14 protein-coding genes are annotated in these 18,015 nt (G+C 62.7%); 9 read left to right on the forward strand and 5 right to left on the reverse strand.

Annotation, left to right across the window (positions count from 1 at the left end; genetic code table 11):
• Positions 1-3: 3 nt before the first annotated feature.
• Complete coding sequence (locus GJ698_RS09790; RefSeq protein ID WP_154357434.1) at positions 4-1,188, reverse strand: isovaleryl-CoA dehydrogenase; 1,185 nt, start codon at positions 1,186-1,188, stop codon at positions 4-6.
• Positions 1,189-1,289: 101 nt separating this feature from the next.
• Positions 1,290-1,703: a MerR family transcriptional regulator gene (locus GJ698_RS09795; RefSeq protein ID WP_154357435.1), complete on the reverse strand. Its 414-nt coding sequence runs from the start codon at positions 1,701-1,703 to the stop codon at positions 1,290-1,292.
• A gap of 309 nt (positions 1,704-2,012) precedes the next feature.
• Here GJ698_RS09795 and GJ698_RS09800 point away from each other — a divergent pair, with 309 nt between their 5' ends.
• Positions 2,013-2,420 carry a hypothetical protein gene (locus tag GJ698_RS09800; RefSeq protein ID WP_154357436.1) on the forward strand — a complete coding sequence of 136 codons (408 nt, stop codon included), beginning with the start codon at positions 2,013-2,015 and terminating at the stop codon, positions 2,418-2,420.
• A gap of 219 nt (positions 2,421-2,639) precedes the next feature.
• Positions 2,640-2,810, forward strand: a complete 171-nt coding sequence (locus tag GJ698_RS30460) for a hypothetical protein (RefSeq protein WP_166454843.1) — start codon at positions 2,640-2,642, stop codon at positions 2,808-2,810.
• Between the two features lie 9 nt (positions 2,811-2,819).
• On the opposite strand, the gene GJ698_RS09805 is transcribed toward GJ698_RS30460, so the two are convergent.
• Both GJ698_RS09805 and grxD read right to left on the reverse strand, forming a co-directional pair.
• The gene (locus GJ698_RS09805; protein ID WP_154357437.1) at positions 2,820-3,419 is read right to left on the reverse strand and encodes a UbiX family flavin prenyltransferase; all 600 of its coding nucleotides are present in this window, start codon (positions 3,417-3,419) and stop codon (positions 2,820-2,822) included.
• Positions 3,412-3,723, reverse strand: coding sequence for a Grx4 family monothiol glutaredoxin (gene grxD / locus GJ698_RS09810; RefSeq protein ID WP_008443113.1), 312 nt, complete (start codon positions 3,721-3,723; stop codon positions 3,412-3,414). The genes GJ698_RS09805 and grxD overlap by 8 nt, the downstream gene beginning before the upstream one ends.
• Before the next feature lie 125 nt (positions 3,724-3,848).
• Between grxD and GJ698_RS09815 the strand changes: the two genes are divergently transcribed.
• Positions 3,849-4,184, forward strand: coding sequence for a PadR family transcriptional regulator (locus tag GJ698_RS09815; protein WP_154357438.1), 336 nt, complete (start codon positions 3,849-3,851; stop codon positions 4,182-4,184).
• The gene (locus GJ698_RS09820; protein ID WP_154357439.1) at positions 4,181-4,690 is read left to right on the forward strand and encodes a DUF2812 domain-containing protein; all 510 of its coding nucleotides are present in this window, start codon (positions 4,181-4,183) and stop codon (positions 4,688-4,690) included. The genes GJ698_RS09815 and GJ698_RS09820 overlap by 4 nt, the downstream gene beginning before the upstream one ends.
• 30 nt (positions 4,691-4,720) lie before the next feature.
• On the opposite strand, the gene GJ698_RS09825 is transcribed toward GJ698_RS09820, so the two are convergent.
• Positions 4,721-7,069, reverse strand: coding sequence for a Tex family protein (locus GJ698_RS09825; protein ID WP_154357440.1), 2,349 nt, complete (start codon positions 7,067-7,069; stop codon positions 4,721-4,723).
• Between the two features lie 195 nt (positions 7,070-7,264).
• On the opposite strand from GJ698_RS09825, the gene GJ698_RS09830 reads away from it, so the two are divergent.
• From GJ698_RS09830 to GJ698_RS09850, 5 genes are all read left to right on the forward strand, one after another.
• Positions 7,265-10,393, forward strand: a complete 3,129-nt coding sequence (locus tag GJ698_RS09830) for a DEAD/DEAH box helicase (protein ID WP_154357441.1) — start codon at positions 7,265-7,267, stop codon at positions 10,391-10,393.
• A 3-nt stretch (positions 10,394-10,396) separates the two neighbouring features.
• On the forward strand, positions 10,397-11,533 hold the full coding sequence (locus GJ698_RS09835) for a PAS domain-containing sensor histidine kinase (RefSeq protein WP_154357442.1): 1,137 nt from the start codon (positions 10,397-10,399) through the stop codon (positions 11,531-11,533).
• Between the two features lie 53 nt (positions 11,534-11,586).
• Positions 11,587-12,267, forward strand: a complete 681-nt coding sequence (locus tag GJ698_RS09840; RefSeq protein WP_154357443.1) for a response regulator transcription factor — start codon at positions 11,587-11,589, stop codon at positions 12,265-12,267.
• A gap of 174 nt (positions 12,268-12,441) precedes the next feature.
• A complete protein-coding gene (locus tag GJ698_RS09845; protein ID WP_154357444.1) occupies positions 12,442-13,143 on the forward strand; it encodes a transposase in 702 nt (233 codons plus the stop codon).
• A 137-nt stretch (positions 13,144-13,280) separates the two neighbouring features.
• Positions 13,281-18,008, forward strand: coding sequence for a glutamate synthase-related protein (locus GJ698_RS09850; RefSeq protein WP_154357445.1), 4,728 nt, complete (start codon positions 13,281-13,283; stop codon positions 18,006-18,008).
• Positions 18,009-18,015 lie beyond the last annotated feature (7 nt).

Genomic DNA, 18,015 nt, shown 5'->3' on the forward strand with positions numbered 1-18,015 from the left:
CCGTTATTTGGTTTCCGCGAACAGCTCGCGGCCGATCAGCATGCGGCGGATTTCGCTGGTGCCGGCGCCGATTTCATACAGCTTGGCGTCGCGCCACAGGCGGCCGACCGGATATTCGTTGATGTAGCCATTGCCGCCCAGCGTCTGGATCGCTTCGCCGGCCATCCAGGTCGCCTTTTCGGCGCTGTACAGGATGGCGCCGGCGGCGTCCTTGCGCAGGTTGCGGATCTGCTCCGGCGTGGTGACGCGGTCGCAGGCCTGGCCGACCGCGTACACATAGGCCTTGGACGCCATCATGGTCGAATACATGTCGGCGATCTTGCCCTGCATCAGCTGGAATTCGCCGATCGGCTGGCCGAACTGCTTGCGGTCGTGGATGTAGGGCACCACCACGTCCATGCAGGCCTGCATGATGCCCAGCGGGCCGCCGGACAGCACGGTGCGCTCGAAATCGAGGCCGGACATCAGCACGTTGACGCCCTTGCCCAAGCCGCCCAGCACGTTCTCGGCCGGCACTTCGCAGTTGTCGAACACCAGTTCGCCGGTGTGCGAGCCGCGCATGCCCAGCTTGTCGAGCTTCTGCGCGATCGAGAAGCCCTTGAAGCCTTTTTCGATCAGGAAGGCGGTCATGCCTTTCGGGCCGGCTTCCAGGTCGTTCTTGGCGTAGACCACCAGCACGTCGGCGTCGGGGCCGTTGGTGATCCACATCTTGGTGCCGTTCAGCACCCAGCGGTCGCCCTTGAACTCGGCGCGCAGCTTCATGCTGACCACGTCGGAGCCGGCGTTCGGCTCGGACATCGCCAGTGCGCCGATGTATTCGCCGGAAATCAGCTTGGGCAGGTATTTCTGTTTCTGTTCTTCGGTGCCGTTGCGCTTGATCTGGTTGACGCACAGATTCGAGTGGGCGCCATACGACAGGCCGACCGAGGCCGAGGCGCGCGAGATTTCCTCCATCGCCACGATATGGGCCAGGTAGCCCATGTTGGCGCCGCCGTACTCTTCCGGTACGGTGATGCCGAGCACGCCCAGCTCGCCCATCTTGCGCCACAGATCCATCGGGAACTGGTCGCTGCGGTCGATTTCGGCCGCGCGCGGGGCGATTTCGGCGGCGGCGAACTGCTGCACGGCTTCGCGCAGCGCGGCGATATCCTCGCCATGGTCAAAGGTCAGGCCTGGGAGATGGAGCATGTCATCCTCATTCTTCTGTTTTGTCTGGAGCGGCCATGATACGCCGATGTGACGTTAACGTAAACGTCAACCGGGGTCAGTTCTGCCAATCGCACACGGACTCATGTACCAATGGCAGAACTGACCCCGGTTTGGGTTTGGGCGGCCAGCATGCGCTTGCATTCGTCTTCGTGCGCCTGGATCTCGGCCAGCGACATTTCGATGTCTTCGCGCTGCTGTTCCAGCGTTTCGCGGTGCTGCGCCAGCACCGTCAGGAAGCGGTGCATCTGGGCCACGGAATCCTTGGGCGTCTCGTACATGTCGACCAGGCTCTTGATCTCGGCCAGCGACAGGCCGAGGCGCTTGCCGCGCAGGGTCAGCTTGAGGCGGGTGCGGTCGCGCGGCGTGTAGACGCGGTTGCGGCCGCCGGCGCCCTCGCGGGACGGGCTGAGCAGGCCCTGGTCTTCGTAAAAGCGGATCGCGCGCGCGGTGATGTCGAATTCGCGCGCCAGTTCGGTAATGGTGTAGGTGGACATGGGGCTTTCTGCGGTGGTTTCCGTTTACGTCAACGGCAACTCATTGTAGCGCGAAAAACACCGTTTAGATGTAGAGTCGGTGGCACGGCGTGACCGCCGGGATGCGGGATGGTATCGTGCGACGTGAAAGCCTGCGGCGCAGCATGATACCCATCCCGCGCGTTCTGGCCGAATAAAATTTGTTCCATTATTCCACTGACGTTGATACTGGCAGAGGATAAAATGTTAATTTCAAAATCCCGTGACGTCACAGTTTTCGCGCATCGCGCAGAGACTGACTTTCATGCAGCAACGTGAAATAGTGTAACTATGAATTCTTCTAATGAACGCGAAAGCTTTAGCCAGCGACTCCAACAGGCTCTCAAGAATGCCCATTATTCGCCCGACAGTCCGACCCGGCTTGCGCGCGAGTTCAACATCCGTTTCGATGGCCGGCCCATTACCGTGCACGCCGCGCGGAAATGGCTGGTAGGCGAGGCCATTCCGACGCAGGAGAAACTGCGCATGATCGCCCAATGGCTGGGCGTCCCGGCCGAGTGGCTGCGCTTTGGCGGTCCGGAAGACGGCGCGCCGGCCAGCGACAACGCCGCCAGCCTGTCGCGCTTCGAGTCGGCCGACGTCAAGCTGATCGCCGATTTGCAACGTCTGGATGAGCATCACCGCCAGATTGCGCGGGAATTTATCCGCATGCTGGTACGGGTTAACTACCAAAAGTAGTCATTTTTACGTAGTACTACGCAAAGCGGTGGACTTGTCAGTACCACCGGCCTGTGAAACTAGTTTCAGAGGAGACCGGTTTTTGTTCGGACCAGGGCGCGCCACCGGCAGCGCCCTTTTTATTTTCGCCACCTTTGCGAATTGTCATGGTGTCGACATGGATTTAAGGCACAATAGGACAGTACCTATTTTTTGGGGAGTCATGCTTTGAGCCGTCTTATGAAAAGCAATTACAGCAATGTCGCACAGCTGAAAGATTTAATGACCGCCCCGCCGATGACCGCCGAACAACATGCCGAAGTGATGCGCAAGCGCATCGCGCATCGTCGCATGGTGGAAGAAGCGCGTGAATTGAAGCGTGCCAGCAGTTCGTATTTCGACAAACGTTAAGCGCGCACGTTAAGCGTCGCCGGCAGCCTGCCCTTTGAGGCCGGCCCAGCGTGGCGCCAGCGCATGCTCTATGCCGAACAGGTCGATGACGCGGGCCACCGTGTGGTCGACCATCTCCCCGATGCTTTGCGGATTGTGATAAAAGCTCGGCAGCGGCGGGAAGATGATTCCGCCCATTTCCGTGACCGCCGTCATATTGCGCAAGTGCGCCAGGTTGAACGGCGTTTCCCTGACCATCAGCACCAGCCGGCGGCGCTCCTTGAGCACCACGTCGGCCGCGCGCGCGATCAGGTTGTCGGACAGGCCGTGGGCCACCGACGCCAGGGTTTTCATCGAGCAGGGAGCGATCACCATGCCGTCGCTCTGGAACGAGCCGCTGGCGATCGAGGCGCCGACATCGCGCACCTTGTGCACCACGTGGGCCATGGCTTCCACTTCGCGCCGCTGCAGCCCGGTTTCCTGGTGCAGCGTGAGGACCGCGGCCTCGGATACGATCAGATGCGTCTCCAGGCCGGGCAGATGTTGCAAATGTTGCAGCAGACGCACGCCATACACCGCGCCGGTGGCGCCGGTGATGGCGATGACGATCCGCCGCGGACGATCAGGCATCCAGCAGGGCTTTCAGCTCGCCCGACTCGAACATCTCGTTCATGATGTCGGAACCGCCGATGAACTCGCCCTTGACGTAGAGCTGAGGAATGGTCGGCCAGTTCGAGTAGTCCTTGATGCCCTGGCGGACTTCCGGATCTTCCAGCACGTTGACGGTGGCAATGTTCTCGACGCCGCACGCTTTCAGGATCTGGATGGCGCGACCGGAGAAGCCGCATTGCGGGAACTGGGCGGTGCCCTTCATGAACAGCACCACCGGGGTGTTGGTCACGGTTTCTTTGATCCAGGTTTGTACGTCGCTCATAGCTGCCTCGGTGAATAAATGTTAGATGCCGACATTTTATAAGAAATGTGCTCCCCACGTATTTGACGCCGGAAAAAATCCCTGTATTATGTATATCGATAACCGATATACCGAATGACGATGCAATGACCGACATCCTCTACAGCAAATACCTGCCGCTCTCGGAAGCGACCTTTTACGTGATGCTGGCGCTGACCCGGCCGATGCACGGCTACGCCATCATGCAGAAGGTGGAAACCATGAGCGGCGGCAGCGTCACGCTGGGACCGGGCACGCTGTACGGCGTGTTCGGCACGCTGGAAAAGCAGGCGTTGATCGTCAAGGTGGCGGAAGAGGAGCGGCGCAAGGTGTATGCGCTGACCGAGCTGGGCAAGGCGGTGCTGGCGGAGCAGGTGCGCCGGCTGGAAATCATGGTGAGCAATGCACGGGCATTGCTGGATGTCGCGACGGAGGCGGTGTGAAGACGGTACGGAAACTCAAGCTGTGGTTTGTCTGGCAGGACGAGCAGCATCAGCAGTGGCTGCAACAGCAGGCGGCGCAGGGCCTGCACCTGCGCGACACCAATATCTTCGGCCTGCACACCTTCGCGCGCGGCGCGCCGGCGGACATGGCCTACCGCTGGGACGTGCGCTACATGACGCCCGACGCCGAATACCGGCAGCTGTTCCAGGACGCCGGCTGGGAGCACGTGACGTCGTCGCTGGGCTGGCACTGCTGGCGCAAGCCGCGCAAGGCCGGCGTGGCGACGGAGATTTTCACCGACAGCCGCGACCGCGCGGCCAAGTACCAGCGTGTGATCCGGCTGCTGGCGGCGGTGATGTCGCTGGAAGTGCTGACCGCCCTGCTGCTGCCGGACAGCCAGTTCTTCCAGGGCATGGCGTGGGGCATGGGCGTGACCACCGTCGTGGTTGGCGGTCTCAGCCTGTTCATGCTGGCGCGGCGGGTGAAGGCGGTGAAGCACGCCTGAGCGGCCTGCCTCACCTTCAGTGCTTCTGATTTACCCGCGCAGCTTGGCGAAGGCGGCGGCCATGCTGCCGCCGATGGCCGCTTCGCGCGCGGTCTGCTTCTGCTGCTGGCCCATGGCGCGGCGGTCGTTGCGGTCGCCGCGCTGCTGCGGCTGCGAACCGGCTTGCGGCGCGCTGTCGCTCAGGCGCATGGTCAGGGCGATGCGCTTGCGCTTCTCGTCCACTTCCAGCACTTTCACCTTGACCACCTGGCCGGCCTTGACCACCGTGTGCGGATCCTTGACGAAGGTGTTGGACAGCGCCGAAATGTGCACCAGGCCGTCCTGGTGCACGCCGATGTCGACAAACGCGCCGAAGGCCGCGACGTTGGTGACCACGCCTTCCAGGATCATGTCCGGACGCAAATCCTTGATTTCCTCCACGCCTTCCTTGAAGGTGGCGGTGGTGAATTCCGGACGCGGATCGCGGCCCGGCTTTTCCAGTTCCTTCAGGATGTCGGTGATGGTCGGCACGCCGAATTTCTCATCGGCGTACTTGGCCGGCTGCAGACGCTTGATCAGCGCGCTGTCGCCGATCACGGCCTTGATGTCCTTCTGGATGTCGCCCAGGATTTTTTCCACCAGCGGGTACGATTCCGGGTGCACCGCCGAGGCGTCCAGCGGATTCTCGCCGCCGGTCACGCGCAGGAAGCCGGCCGCCTGCTCGAAGGTCTTGTCGCCCAGGCGCGGCACGGATTTCAGCGCCGCGCGCGAGGTGAACGCGCCCTTGACGTCGCGGTAGGACACGATCGCCTGCGCCACCGACGCCGACAGGCCCGACACGCGCGCCAGCAGCGGCGCCGAGGCGGTGTTGACGTCGACGCCGACCGCATTCACGCAATCCTCGACCACGGCGTCCAGCGAGCGCGCCAGCTGGGTCTGCGAGACGTCGTGCTGGTACTGGCCGACGCCGATCGATTTCGGATCGATCTTGACCAGCTCGGCCAGCGGATCCTGCAAACGGCGGGCGATCGACACCGCGCCGCGCAGCGACACGTCCATGTCCGGCAGCTCGCGCGAGGCGAATTCGGAGGCCGAATACACCGAGGCGCCGGCCTCGGAGACGACGATCTTGCTCATTTTTTGTTCAGGGAAGCGCTTGAGCAGGTCTTGCGCCAGCTTGTCGGTTTCGCGCGAGGCGGTGCCGTTGCCGATCGAAATCAGCGACACATTGTGCTTGGCGGTCAGCTTGCCCAGCGTGTGCAGCGAGCCTTCCCAGTCGTTTTTCGGCTGGTGCGGGTAGATCACGGCAGTGTCGACCACCTTGCCGGTGGCGTCCACCACGGCAACTTTAACGCCGGTGCGCAGGCCAGGGTCCAGGCCCATGGTGGCGCGCTGGCCGGCCGGGGCCGCCAGCAGCAAGGCTTTCAAGTTGGTAGCGAAGACGTTGATGGCGTCCAGCTCGGATTTCTCGCGCAGGCCGCCCATCAGTTCGGTTTCCAGGTGCATGAAACTCTTCACGCGCCAGGTCCAGCGCGCGGTGTCGGCCAGCCACTTGTCGGCCGGGCGGCCGGCGCTCTTGATGCCGAAACGGGCGGAAATGCGGCTTTCGCACGGATTGTGCGGCGCGTCCCACTTCGGTTTCTCGGCTTCGGTGTCGAGGCGCAGGGTGACGTCGAGGATGCCTTCGCGGCGGCCGCGCATCAGCGCCAGGGCGCGGTGCGACGGCACGGTGGCCAGGTTTTCCGAATAATCGAAGTAGTCGGCGAATTTTTCGCCTTCTTCTTGCTTACCTTCAATAACCTTCGATTCGACGATGCCATGCTCTTGGACATATTCACGCAGCGACTGAAGCAGGGTAGCATCTTCGGCAAAGCGTTCCATCAGGATCTGGCGGGCGCCGTCGAGGGCGGACTTGGTGTCGGCCACGCCGGGATTGTTGCCGTCGGCGGTGGTGAAGGCCTCGCGCAGGAACCTGGCGGCCTCGGTTTCCGGATTCAGGTCCGGGTTGGCCAGCAGGCCGTCGGCCAGCGGCGCCAGGCCGGCTTCGATGGCGATCTGAGCCTTGGTGCGGCGTTTTTGCTTGTAAGGAAGATATAAGTCTTCAAGACGGGTCTTGTCTTCTGCGTGCATGACAGCATCTAACAACTCTGGTGTCATCTTGTTTTGCTCGGTAATCGATGCCACGATACTGGCGCGGCGGTCTTCCAGCTCGCGCAGGTAGCGCAGGCGCTCTTCGAGCAGACGGAGTTGGATGTCGTCCAGGCCGCCGGTCACTTCCTTGCGGTAACGGGCGATGAAGGGAACGGTGGCGCCTTCGTCCAACAGGGCGACGGCGGCGGCTACCTGGGCCGGTTTGGCGGAGAGTTCCAGGGCGAGACGTTGTTCAATGGAAGGCAGCATGGTGGTAATTCCTAGACAGACAAGCCCGGAATAATACGATATCGGCGCCAGCTTGCCATCCTTTTGCCTTGGGAACGTGGGGAAGCCCACTTTAATCAGCAGGTTTTAGCAAGAATACGTAAACACGAACGCTTCAATGGCGGATAATATTGCCTGTTGCCGTTTTTGAACCATCTTTGAACAACAATGCGACCTATGGATTTTACCCGCGACGACGCCCCTGCCGCCCCTGCTGCTCCAGCACCGGCCCCAACGCGCCCTGCGCCGCCCGCGAATCAATTGTCGTACGCTGTCGCCACCTGGCTGCAGCGTGTGGATGCGGCAGCGCACCCGAAAGCCAAACTGACGCCGCCGCCGGTCGACAACGACCCCAAGCAAACGCAATACAAACTGATTTACGTGATGGCGCCCACCAGCGGCGGCCGTCACGTGGCCCTGTGCCTGTACAAAGCCCGCCTGCGTCCGAACGGCGACGTGGCGGCGGCCAGTCCGGTCAGCGAGGTGTTTTCGCTGCTGTCGACGCCGCCCACCTTCATGACGCCCAACGATGAAGACCTGATCCGCTTCTTCGTCGCCATGCGCAGCGGCCAGAATTCCCAGACCGGCTCGGCCACCGAACCGCGCGGCAAGATCGGCGCGGCGCTGCTGAACATGCTGGCGGAGCAGGACAAGCTGCTGTGGGCCAATTCCTGGGCCGACGTCGGCAACGGCCTGGTCTACCCGCTCAAGGGCGGCGTGCTGCGCGAAGCCAACCTGGCCTGGCGCGAAGAAGGCAAGGGCCTGCGTCTCGGCTGGCAGGTGGCGCCGCCGCCGGGCGCCAAGCATGTCGGCGCCGACCAGGTCGACTACATGCTGCCGACCGATCCGCCGTGGTATATCGATAACCTGTCTTGCGGCGTGCTGCAACTCAACCAGGGCGGCGCGACCATCCCGCTGGCCGATTTGCAGGCGCTGGTGGCGCAAGCCCCGCTGCTGACCAATAACGACAAGATGCGCGTCTCGCAGCTGCTGCTGGCGCACGGCCTGCAAGGCCTGATGCCGCTGCCGCAGCCGCTGCCGCAGCGCATCCGCGACGACGTCAAGCCGCGTCCGGTGCTGACGCTGGACGCCGCCATGCTGGCCGACGGCTCGCTGCAACGCTGGAACGACTTCGCCGTCCTGTCCTTCGACTATGACGGCGAGCGCGTCTCGTTCGACCCGTCGCAGCGCGTGGTGCGCCAGAAGGGCGAGGTCACCGAAATCATCCAGCGCGACAGCGCCGCCGAGGACGAAGCGCTGGCGCTGCTCAACGAGCGCCATTTCGTCGCCCCAACCACGTTGCCGCTGAGCAGCGTCAAGGGCGGTTTGTTGCTGCCGACCCAGGCCGAGTGGATACGCTTTGCCCGCGACGGCATCGCCGCGCTGAAGGAAGCCGGCTGGAAAATCGAAAAAACCGCCAAATACCGCTACGACACGCAGGAAGTCGGCGACTGGTACGCGGAAGTGGTGGAAGACCCGGCCGACGGCGGCCACGCCTGGTTCGACCTGGAACTGGGCATCATGGTCAACCAGGAGCGCGTGCCGCTGCTGCCGGTGCTGGTGCAGCTGATCCGCAACGCGCCCAACGATTTCAATCCGAAAGTCATCGCCAACCACTGCGACGAGGACCAGATGCTGGCCACGCTGGCCGACGGCAGCCGCGTCGCCCTGCCGTGGGGCCGCGTGCGGCCTATCCTGGCCACGCTGGGCGAGTTGTATTTCAGCGACAAAATCAAGAACTCGGTGCACATGGCAACGCTGGAGGCCGCGCGCCTGGACGAGCTGGCCCGCAACGTCGACATGCAATGGACCGGCGGCGCGGAGCTGCGCGACATGGGCGCGCGCCTGAACCAGTTCGGCGCCGTCAAGCGCATCGCCACGCCGGCCGGCCTGCAAGCCACGCTGCGCGACTATCAAACCGATGGTCTGTCGTGGATGCAGTTCCTGCGCGAATACGGCTTTGCCGGCATCCTGGCCGATGACATGGGCCTGGGCAAGACCGTGCAGACGCTGGCGCACATCCTGGTGGAAAAAGAAGCCGGCCGCCTGACCGCGCCGGCGCTGGTCATCGCGCCAACCAGCCTGATGGGCAACTGGCAGGAAGAAGCCGCGCGTTTCGCGCCCGGCCTCAAAGTGCTGCTGCTGCAAGGCAAGGACCGCATGGGCCAGTTCGACCAGATCGACGAAGCCGACCTGGTGCTGACCACCTATGCGCTGCTGCCGCGCGACGAGGAAAAACTGCGCGAGCACGATTTCCACCTGGTGATCCTGGACGAATCGCACTACATCAAGAACACCCGCTCGAAGGCGGCCCAGAGCGCCGGCCTGCTGCGCGCGCGTCACCGCCTGTGCCTGTCCGGCACGCCGCTGGAAAACCACCTCGGCGAGCTGTGGTCGCAATTCCACTTCCTGCTGCCCGGCCTGCTGGGCGACGAGAAGGGCTTCAACTCGGTGTTCCGCCACCCGATCGAACGGGCCGACGATCCGCTGCGCCGCGCGCTGCTGAACCGCCGCATCAAGCCTTTCCTGCTGCGCCGGACCAAGGACAGCGTGGCGAAAGAGCTGCCGCCGAAGACCGAGATGGTGCGCAAGGTTGAACTGACCGGCGCCCAGCGCGACCTGTACGAAACCGTGCGCCTGGCGATGGACCAGAAAGTACGCGAGGAAATCGACCGCAAGGGCGTGGCGCGCAGCCAGATCGTCATCCTGGAAGCGCTGCTCAAGCTGCGCCAGGTGTGCTGCGATCCGCGCCTGGTCAAGTCGACCACCAAGAAACAGCAGGCGGCCGGCTCGGCCAAGCTGGCCGACCTGATGCAGATGGTCGAGGACTTGCTGGAAGAAAAGCGCAAAATCCTGGTGTTCTCGCAGTTCACCAGCATGCTGGAACTGATCGAGCAGGAGCTGGAAGCGCGCGACATCCCGTACGCGTTGCTGACCGGCGACACCAAGGACCGCAGCGCCCAAGTGGCGGCCTTCCAGCAGGGCGCCGTGCCGATCTTCCTGATTTCGCTGAAAGCCGGCGGCGTCGGCCTCAACCTGACGGCGGCCGACACGGTGATCCACTACGATCCATGGTGGAACCCGGCGGCGGAAAACCAGGCCACCGACCGCGCCTGGCGTATCGGGCAGGACAAGCCGGTGTTTGTGTATAAACTGATCGCCAAGGGCACGCTGGAAGAGAAGATCCAGGTCTTGCAGCAGAAAAAGTCCGATCTGGCGCAGTCGATCCTGGCGGATGGCGAGTCGCAGAAAATGGCGCTCACCCAGGAAGATCTGCAACAAATATTCGCACCTTTGGTGGAGTAAATCATGGCGCAGACGATAGCGGAACTCCAGGCGGCACTACAGCAGTCGCAAGCAAACGAGAGCCGCTACCGGCTGCTGCTGGAACACAGCAACGAAATCAGCTGGATGGCCGACTGCGCCACGCTCCAGCTGACCTGGTTGAGTCCGGCGGCCGAACGCCAGTTCGGCTACACGCTGGACACCGCCCAGGCACTGTCCCAGAGCCTGCTCCATGATTTGCCGGCGCGCCTGCAGCGCTATGCCGAAGGCGATTTGAGCCGGCGTCGCTTGCTGCGTGAAACCGAGCTGGAGCAGGCAGACGGCCACGTGGTGCCGGTGGAAATCGAATCGACGCTGGTCCTCGACGACCACGGTGCGCCGGCCACGGTGGTCGGCGTGGTGCGCGACCTCAGCGCCCGACGCGAGCTGGCGGCGCAGCAGAAAAAATTCGCCTCCATGCTGTCGCACGAATTCCGCACGCCGCTGTCGACCATCGACGGCGCCGTGCAACGTCTGGAAATGACCGGCGCCCACCACGACGAAGGCACGCGCAAGCGCTACCGCAAGATCCAGACCGCGGTCGACCGCATGCTGGCGATGCTGGACGAATACCTGTCGCCGGAGCGCATGGCCAGCATCGGCCGCGAGCGCCAGCCCAACGAAATCAATCCCGCCACCCTGCTGGAAACCGCCGCCGAACAGGCGCGGCAGCGGCGCAAAACCGTCACGGTGCGCAGCATCGGACTGCCGCAGTGGATGCGTTGCGACCCGGCCGGCATGCGTTTATGTCTGGAAATGTTGTTGGACAATGCAATAAAGTACACAGACGATAATATTCCGATAGAATTAGTAGGCAGAATTGCAGCGGAAGGTGGCGTCGAGCTGCTGGTGCGCGATCATGGCGCCGGCATTCCGGAAGCGGAGTTGCCGCACGTTTTCGACAAAGCCTTCCGAGGTAGCAATGCCGCTGGCGTGGCGGGATCGGGCCTGGGCCTGTACATGGCGCGTTCCATTGTTGATGTGCACGGTGGCACTGTTACTGCGAGAAATGTTTCTGAAAGCGGCACGGAATTTCGGATTTGGCTGCCTATCGCGGCCAACGCCGGGAAAAGCCTTGCGCGTGGTGAAGTCAGCAGTGATAATTCCCTGGACGCAAGCTGATTGTCCCAGGTCTGGGCACAATTGCTCAACAATTGAAACGAAGTGGCGCATCAATGACGCAAATACTCATCGTGGAAGACAATCTGGACTATGCCGAGGAAATGGCAGAGTTTCTGACTGAGCTTGAACACGAAGTGCACATTACCAACAACGCCAGCGATATGTGGTCGGCCCTGAGCCAGGGCAATGTCGGCGTGGTTGTGCTGGATCTGGGCTTGCCGGACGAGGACGGTTTCAACGTCATCCCGCGCATGCGCCAGCTGTATCCGCAAATCGGCTTGCTGGTGCTGACCGGGCGGGTGGCGTTCGACAACCGCATCCTCGGCCTGCGCCTGGGCGCCGACCACTACCTGACCAAGCCTATCAAATTCCCGGAACTGGCGGCGCACATTGAAGCGCTGGACCGCCGCGTGGGCCCGCAGGAGACCGTGCCGCTGCCAAGCAAGTGGACCCTGAAGGTCAGCGCCCGCCAGCTGGAACTGCAGGGCATGGCGATTACGCTGACCGAGAAAGAGTGCAATTTCCTGCATCTGCTCACGATTAATACCCGTCCGGTGCCACGGCAGGTGATTGTGGCCGGGATAGGCGGCGATGATCCGGATGCCGGGCGTCGCGTCGACATGCTGGTGTACCGCCTGCGCAAGAAGGCGCGGACCGGGCTGGGGCAGGATCTGCCGCTGCGCAGCGCGTATGGCGAGGGTTACAGCCTGTCCGCCAGCTTCAACCTGTCGTAACCCCTAGGCGATAGAGGGGTCTGACCCCGTACGGGGTCAGACCCCGCAGCGGACCGCCGTGCGGGGTACAAATCGGGACGGAGTCACGTTATGTCGTTACGCCGCCGATTTTAATGGGGACGGAGTCATATCCAGGGGTAGAATCTGGGGTCCACAGTCACCCCTTTATCCCGTATGGCCCGCCTGCCCCGCCTAATTGTTCCCCACCAGCCCCACCACGTCATCCAGACCGGCCTCAACAACCAGGACGTGTTCCTGGACGCCGAAGACTACCAGGCCTTCCTCGGCTGGTTGCGTACCGCCGCCAAAACCTACAAAGTCGCCGTCAACGCCTACTGCTTGATGCCCAACCACGTGCATTTGCTGGTCACGCCGTCCGACGACAACGGCCTGGGCCAGATGATGCAGTGGATCGGGCGCTATTACGTCCCCTATTTCAATCAAAAGTATGTCCGTAGTGGAACTTTGTGGAACGGACGCTACAAAACCTCGCTGATCGACGCCGACGTTTATTTCATGCTGTGCAGCCGTTACATCGAATTCAACCCGGTGCGCAACGGCATGGTCAGCCGCGCCGAGGACTATCCGTGGTCCAGCTACTGCCACCACGCCGGCATCCGCCCGGACGGACTGGTCACCGACCACGCCAAGGTCTGGGAACTGGGCAACACGCCATTCCAGCGCGAAGCAGCCTACAGCGCGCTGTCCGAGCCGCCATTGACGCCGGAGGAAATCACTTTAATCAGCAAAGCCCTGCTCAAAGGCTGGCCGCTGGGCTCGCAGCAGTTCCAGACCGCCCTTGAAAAGAAGGTGAAGCGCCAGGTATTGCCGGCAAAACGGGGCCGGCCATTCAAAATAAAGCCTGCCGCCGAATAAGGCTTCACTCTGTCCCCAATTAAAAAAATAAGCTTCTGAGGAAAATTTAATTCGACTCCGACCCTAATTGTTATTGTTGAAGTTTACGCTGCGTTGCACTAACCTTGTTTTTCAAGCCAATTAGTCCGGAGTTAGCCATGCACGCCCAAGGTCTGTACGATCCATCCAATGAACACGATGCCTGCGGCGTCGGTTTCGTCGCCCACATCAAGGGCAACAAGAGTCACTCGATTGTGGAACAGGGTCTGCTGATCTTGAAGAATCTGGACCACCGGGGCGCGGTGGGCGCGGATCCGCTGATGGGCGACGGCGCCGGCATCCTGATCCAGATCCCGGACCAGTACTACCGCGACGAGATGGCCAAGCAAGGCATCGAACTGCCGCCGCCAGGCGAATACGGCGTCGGCATGGTATTCCTGCCGAAGGAAAACGCTTCGCGCATCGCCTGCGAACAGGAAATCGAGCGCGCCGTGCGCGCCGAAGGCCAGGTCGTGCTGGGCTGGCGCAATGTGCCGGTCGACTGCGACATGCCGATGTCGCCGACCGTGCGCGCCAAGGAACCGGTGATCCGCCAGATTTTCATCGGCCGCGGCGCCGACATCATGGTGACCGACGCGCTGGAGCGCAAGCTGTACGTGATCCGCAAGTCGTCCGGCCACGCCATCCAGGCGCTGAAGCTGATGCACGGCAAAGAATTCTTCGTGGCCTCGCTGTCGGCCCGCACCATCGTCTACAAGGGCCTGCTGCTGGCCGACCAGGTGGGCGTCTACTATAAAGACTTGCAGGACGCGCGCTGCGTGTCGGCGCTGGCGCTGGTGCACCAGCGCTTCTCGACCAACACCTTCCCGGAATGGCCGCTGGCCCACCCGTACCGCCTGATCGCCCACAACGGCGAGATCAACACCGTCAAAGGCAACTTCAACTGGATGCGCGCCCGCGAAGGCGTGATGAAATCGGCCGTGCTGGGCGAAGACCTGCAAAAGCTGTTCCCGCTGATCTACGAAGGCCAGTCGGACACCGCCTGCTTCGACAACGCGCTGGAGCTGCTGCTGATGGCAGGCTATCCGATCGCCCAGGCGATGATGATGATGATCCCTGAAGCCTGGGAAAATCACGGCACGATGGACGACAATCGCCGCGCGTTCTACGAATATCACGCCGCCATGATGGAACCATGGGACGGCCCGGCAGCCATGGCCTTCACCGACGGCCGCTACATCGGCGGCACGCTGGACCGGAATGGCCTGCGTCCTGCACGTTACATCGTGACCGACGACGATCTGGTGGTGATGGCGTCGGAATCGGGTGTGTTGCCGATTCCCGAGTCGAAAATCATCCAGAAATGGCGTCTGCAGCCAGGCAAGATGTTCCTGATCGACCTGGAAGCCGGCCGCATCATCGACGACAAGGAGCTGAAAGACACCTACGCCAACGCCAAGCCGTACAAGGCCTGGATCAACGCGGTGCGCATCAAGCTCAACGAAATCAAGCTCAGCGAAAGCCAGCTGGCGCACAACCGCGCCAAGGACAAGACGCCGGCGCAGGGCGAAAAAGCCGTGCCGTCGCTGCTGGACCGCCAGCAAGCCTTCGGCTACACCCAGGAAGACCTGAAATTCCTGATGGCGCCAATGGCCGCCGCCGGCGAAGAAGCCACCGGTTCGATGGGCAACGACTCGCCGCTGGCCGTCATGTCCAACAAGCTGAAGCCGCTTTACAGCTACTTCAAGCAGCTGTTCGCCCAGGTGACCAACCCGCCGATCGACCCGATCCGCGAAGCGATGGTGATGTCGCTGGTGTCGTTCATCGGCCCGAAACCGAACCTGCTGGACACCAACAACGTCAATCCGCCGATGCGCCTCGAAGTGTCGCAGCCTATCCTCGGCTTCGACGACATGGAGCGCCTGCGCAACATCAGCCTGCATACCGGCGGCAAGTTCAAGTCGTACGAACTGGGCATCTGCTACCCGCTGGCCTGGGGCAAGGAAGGCGTGGAAGCCTGCCTGGCCTCGCTGTGCGCGGAAGCCGTGGATGCGGTCAAGTCCGGCCACAACATCCTGATCGTGTCGGACCGTTCGGTCGGCCCGGACCGCGTGGCGATTCCTGCCCTGCTGGCCACCTCGACCATCCACCAGCACCTGGTCAGCAAAGGCCTGCGCGCCTCGACCGGCCTGGTGGTGGAAACCGGCTCGGCCCGCGAGACCCACCACTTCGCCCTGCTGGCCGGCTACGGCGCGGAAGCCATCCACCCGTACCTGGCGATGGAAACCCTGGCCGAACTGGCGCACGGCATGCCGGGCGATATGTCGGCTGAGAAGGCCATCTACAACTTCACCAAGGCGGTCGGCAAAGGCCTGATGAAGGTCATGTCGAAGATGGGCATCTCGACCTATATGTCCTACTGCGGCGCGCAGATCTTCGAGGCGATCGGCCTGAACAAGTCGCTGGTCGACAAATACTTCAAGGGCACCTCGTCCAACGTGGAAGGCATCGGCGTGTTCGAAGTGGCGGAAGAAGCGCTGCGCCTGCACAACCTGGCCTTCGGCGACGATCCGGTGCTGGCCAACCACCTGGATGCCGGCGGCGAATACGCCTTCCGCGTGCGCGGCGAAGACCACCTGTGGACGCCGGACGCGATCGCCAAGCTGCAACACTCGACCCGCGCCAACAATTTCTCCAGCTATAAAGAGTACGCGCAGATCATCAACGACCAGAGCAAGCGCCACCTGACGCTGCGCGGCCTGTTCGAGTTCAAGATCGATCCGACCAAGGCGATTCCGCTGGACGAAGTCGAGCCGGCCAAGGAAATCGTCAAGCGTTTCGCCACCGGCGCGATGTCGATGGGTTCGATCTCGACCGAAGCCCACGCCACGCTGGCCGTCGCCATGAACCGCATCGGCGGCAAGTCCAACACCGGTGAAGGCGGCGAAGATCCATCGCGCTACACCATGGAGCTGAAAGGCATCAAGATCAAGCAGGGCGAGACCATGGCCTCGGTCATGGGCAAGGAACAGATGGTGGTCGATATTCCTCTGCAAGAGGGCGACTCGCTGCGTTCGCGCATCAAGCAGGTGGCGTCGGGCCGTTTCGGCGTGACCGCTGCCTACCTGAACTCGGCCGACCAGATCCAGATCAAGATGGCGCAGGGCGCTAAACCGGGCGAAGGCGGCCAGCTGCCGGGCCACAAGGTGTCCGAATACATCGCCACGCTGCGCTTCTCGGTGCCGGGCGTGGGCCTGATTTCGCCGCCGCCGCACCACGACATCTACTCGATTGAAGATCTGGCGCAGCTGATTCACGATCTGAAAAACGCCAATCCGCGCGCTTCGATCTCGGTCAAGCTGGTGTCGGAAGTGGGTATCGGCACGGTGGCCGCCGGCGTCACCAAGGCCAAGGCCGACCACGTGGTGGTGGCCGGCCATGACGGCGGCACCGGCGCGTCGCCGCTGTCGTCGGTCAAGCACGCCGGCACGCCGTGGGAGCTGGGCCTGGCGGAAACGCAGCAGACTCTGGTGCTGAACGGCCTGCGCAGCCGTATCCGCGTCCAGGCCGACGGCCAGATGCGTACCGGCCGCGACGTCGTCATCGCCGCCATGCTGGGCGCCGACGAAATTGGCTTCGCCACGGCACCGCTGGTGGTCGAGGGCTGCATCATGATGCGCAAATGCCACCTGAACACCTGCCCGGTCGGCGTCGCCACGCAAGATCCGGTGCTGCGCGCCAAGTTCTCGGGCAAGCCTGAGTACGTGGTGAACTACTTCTTCTTCGTTGCCGAAGAGGCGCGCCAGCTGATGGCGCAGCTGGGCATCCGCACCTATGACGAACTGATCGGCCGCGTCGACCTGCTGGACAAATCCAAGGCGATCTCGCACTGGAAAGCCAAGGGCCTGGACTTCAGCAACATCTTCTACCAGCCGGAAGTGCAGGAAGGTCATTCGATCTACCACACCATGGACCAGGATCACGGCCTCGACAAGGCGCTCGATCACAAGCTGATCGCGCAAGCCAAGGCGGCGCTGGAAAAAGGCGAGCGCGTATCCTTCATCTCGCCGGTGAAAAACCTGAACCGCACTGTCGGCACCATGCTGTCGGGCGAAGTGGCCAAGCGCTACGGTCACGCCGGCCTGCCGGACGACACCATCCACATCCAGCTGCAAGGCACGGCCGGCCAGTCGGCATGCGCCTTCCTGGCGCACGGCATCACCATCGACCTGGTCGGTGAGGGTAACGATTACGTCGGCAAGGGCTTGTCGGGCGGCCGCATCATCGTGCGTCCGAACACCGAGTTCCGTGGCTGGGCGGTGAACAACATCATCATCGGCAATACCGTGCTGTACGGCGCGATTTCCGGCGAAGCCTTCTTCAACGGCGTGGCCGGCGAGCGTTTTGCGGTGCGTAACTCGGGCGCCACCACCATCGTCGAAGGCACCGGCGACCACGGTTGCGAGTACATGACCGGCGGCACCGTGGTCGTGCTGGGCAACACCGGCCGCAACTTCGCGGCGGGCATGTCGGGCGGTATCGCCTACGTGTACGACCCGGACGGCGATTTCGAATCGCGCTGCAACACCGCTATGGTGTCGCTGGAACGCGTGCTGAGCGCCAAGGAGCAGTCGGTCGACAGCGCCACCTTCCACGTGCAGCACAAGGACCACGGCCGCGAAGCCGATGAAGTGATCCTGAAACGTCTGATCGAGCGTCACTTCAAGCATACCGGCAGCACGCGCGCGCGCCTGTTGCTGGATAACTGGGCCGACAGCCGCGGCAAGTTCGTCAAGGTATTCCCAAGCGAATACAAACGCGCCCTGGCCGAAATGGCCGAGGACGTGGCGAACGAAGCCGCCGCCGCTCAACCAGTTGCTGCTTAAGTCAGCG

The organism is Duganella aquatilis, assembly GCF_009674565.1.
Classification (GTDB): Bacteria; Pseudomonadota; Gammaproteobacteria; order Burkholderiales; family Burkholderiaceae_D; genus Rugamonas; species Rugamonas aquatilis.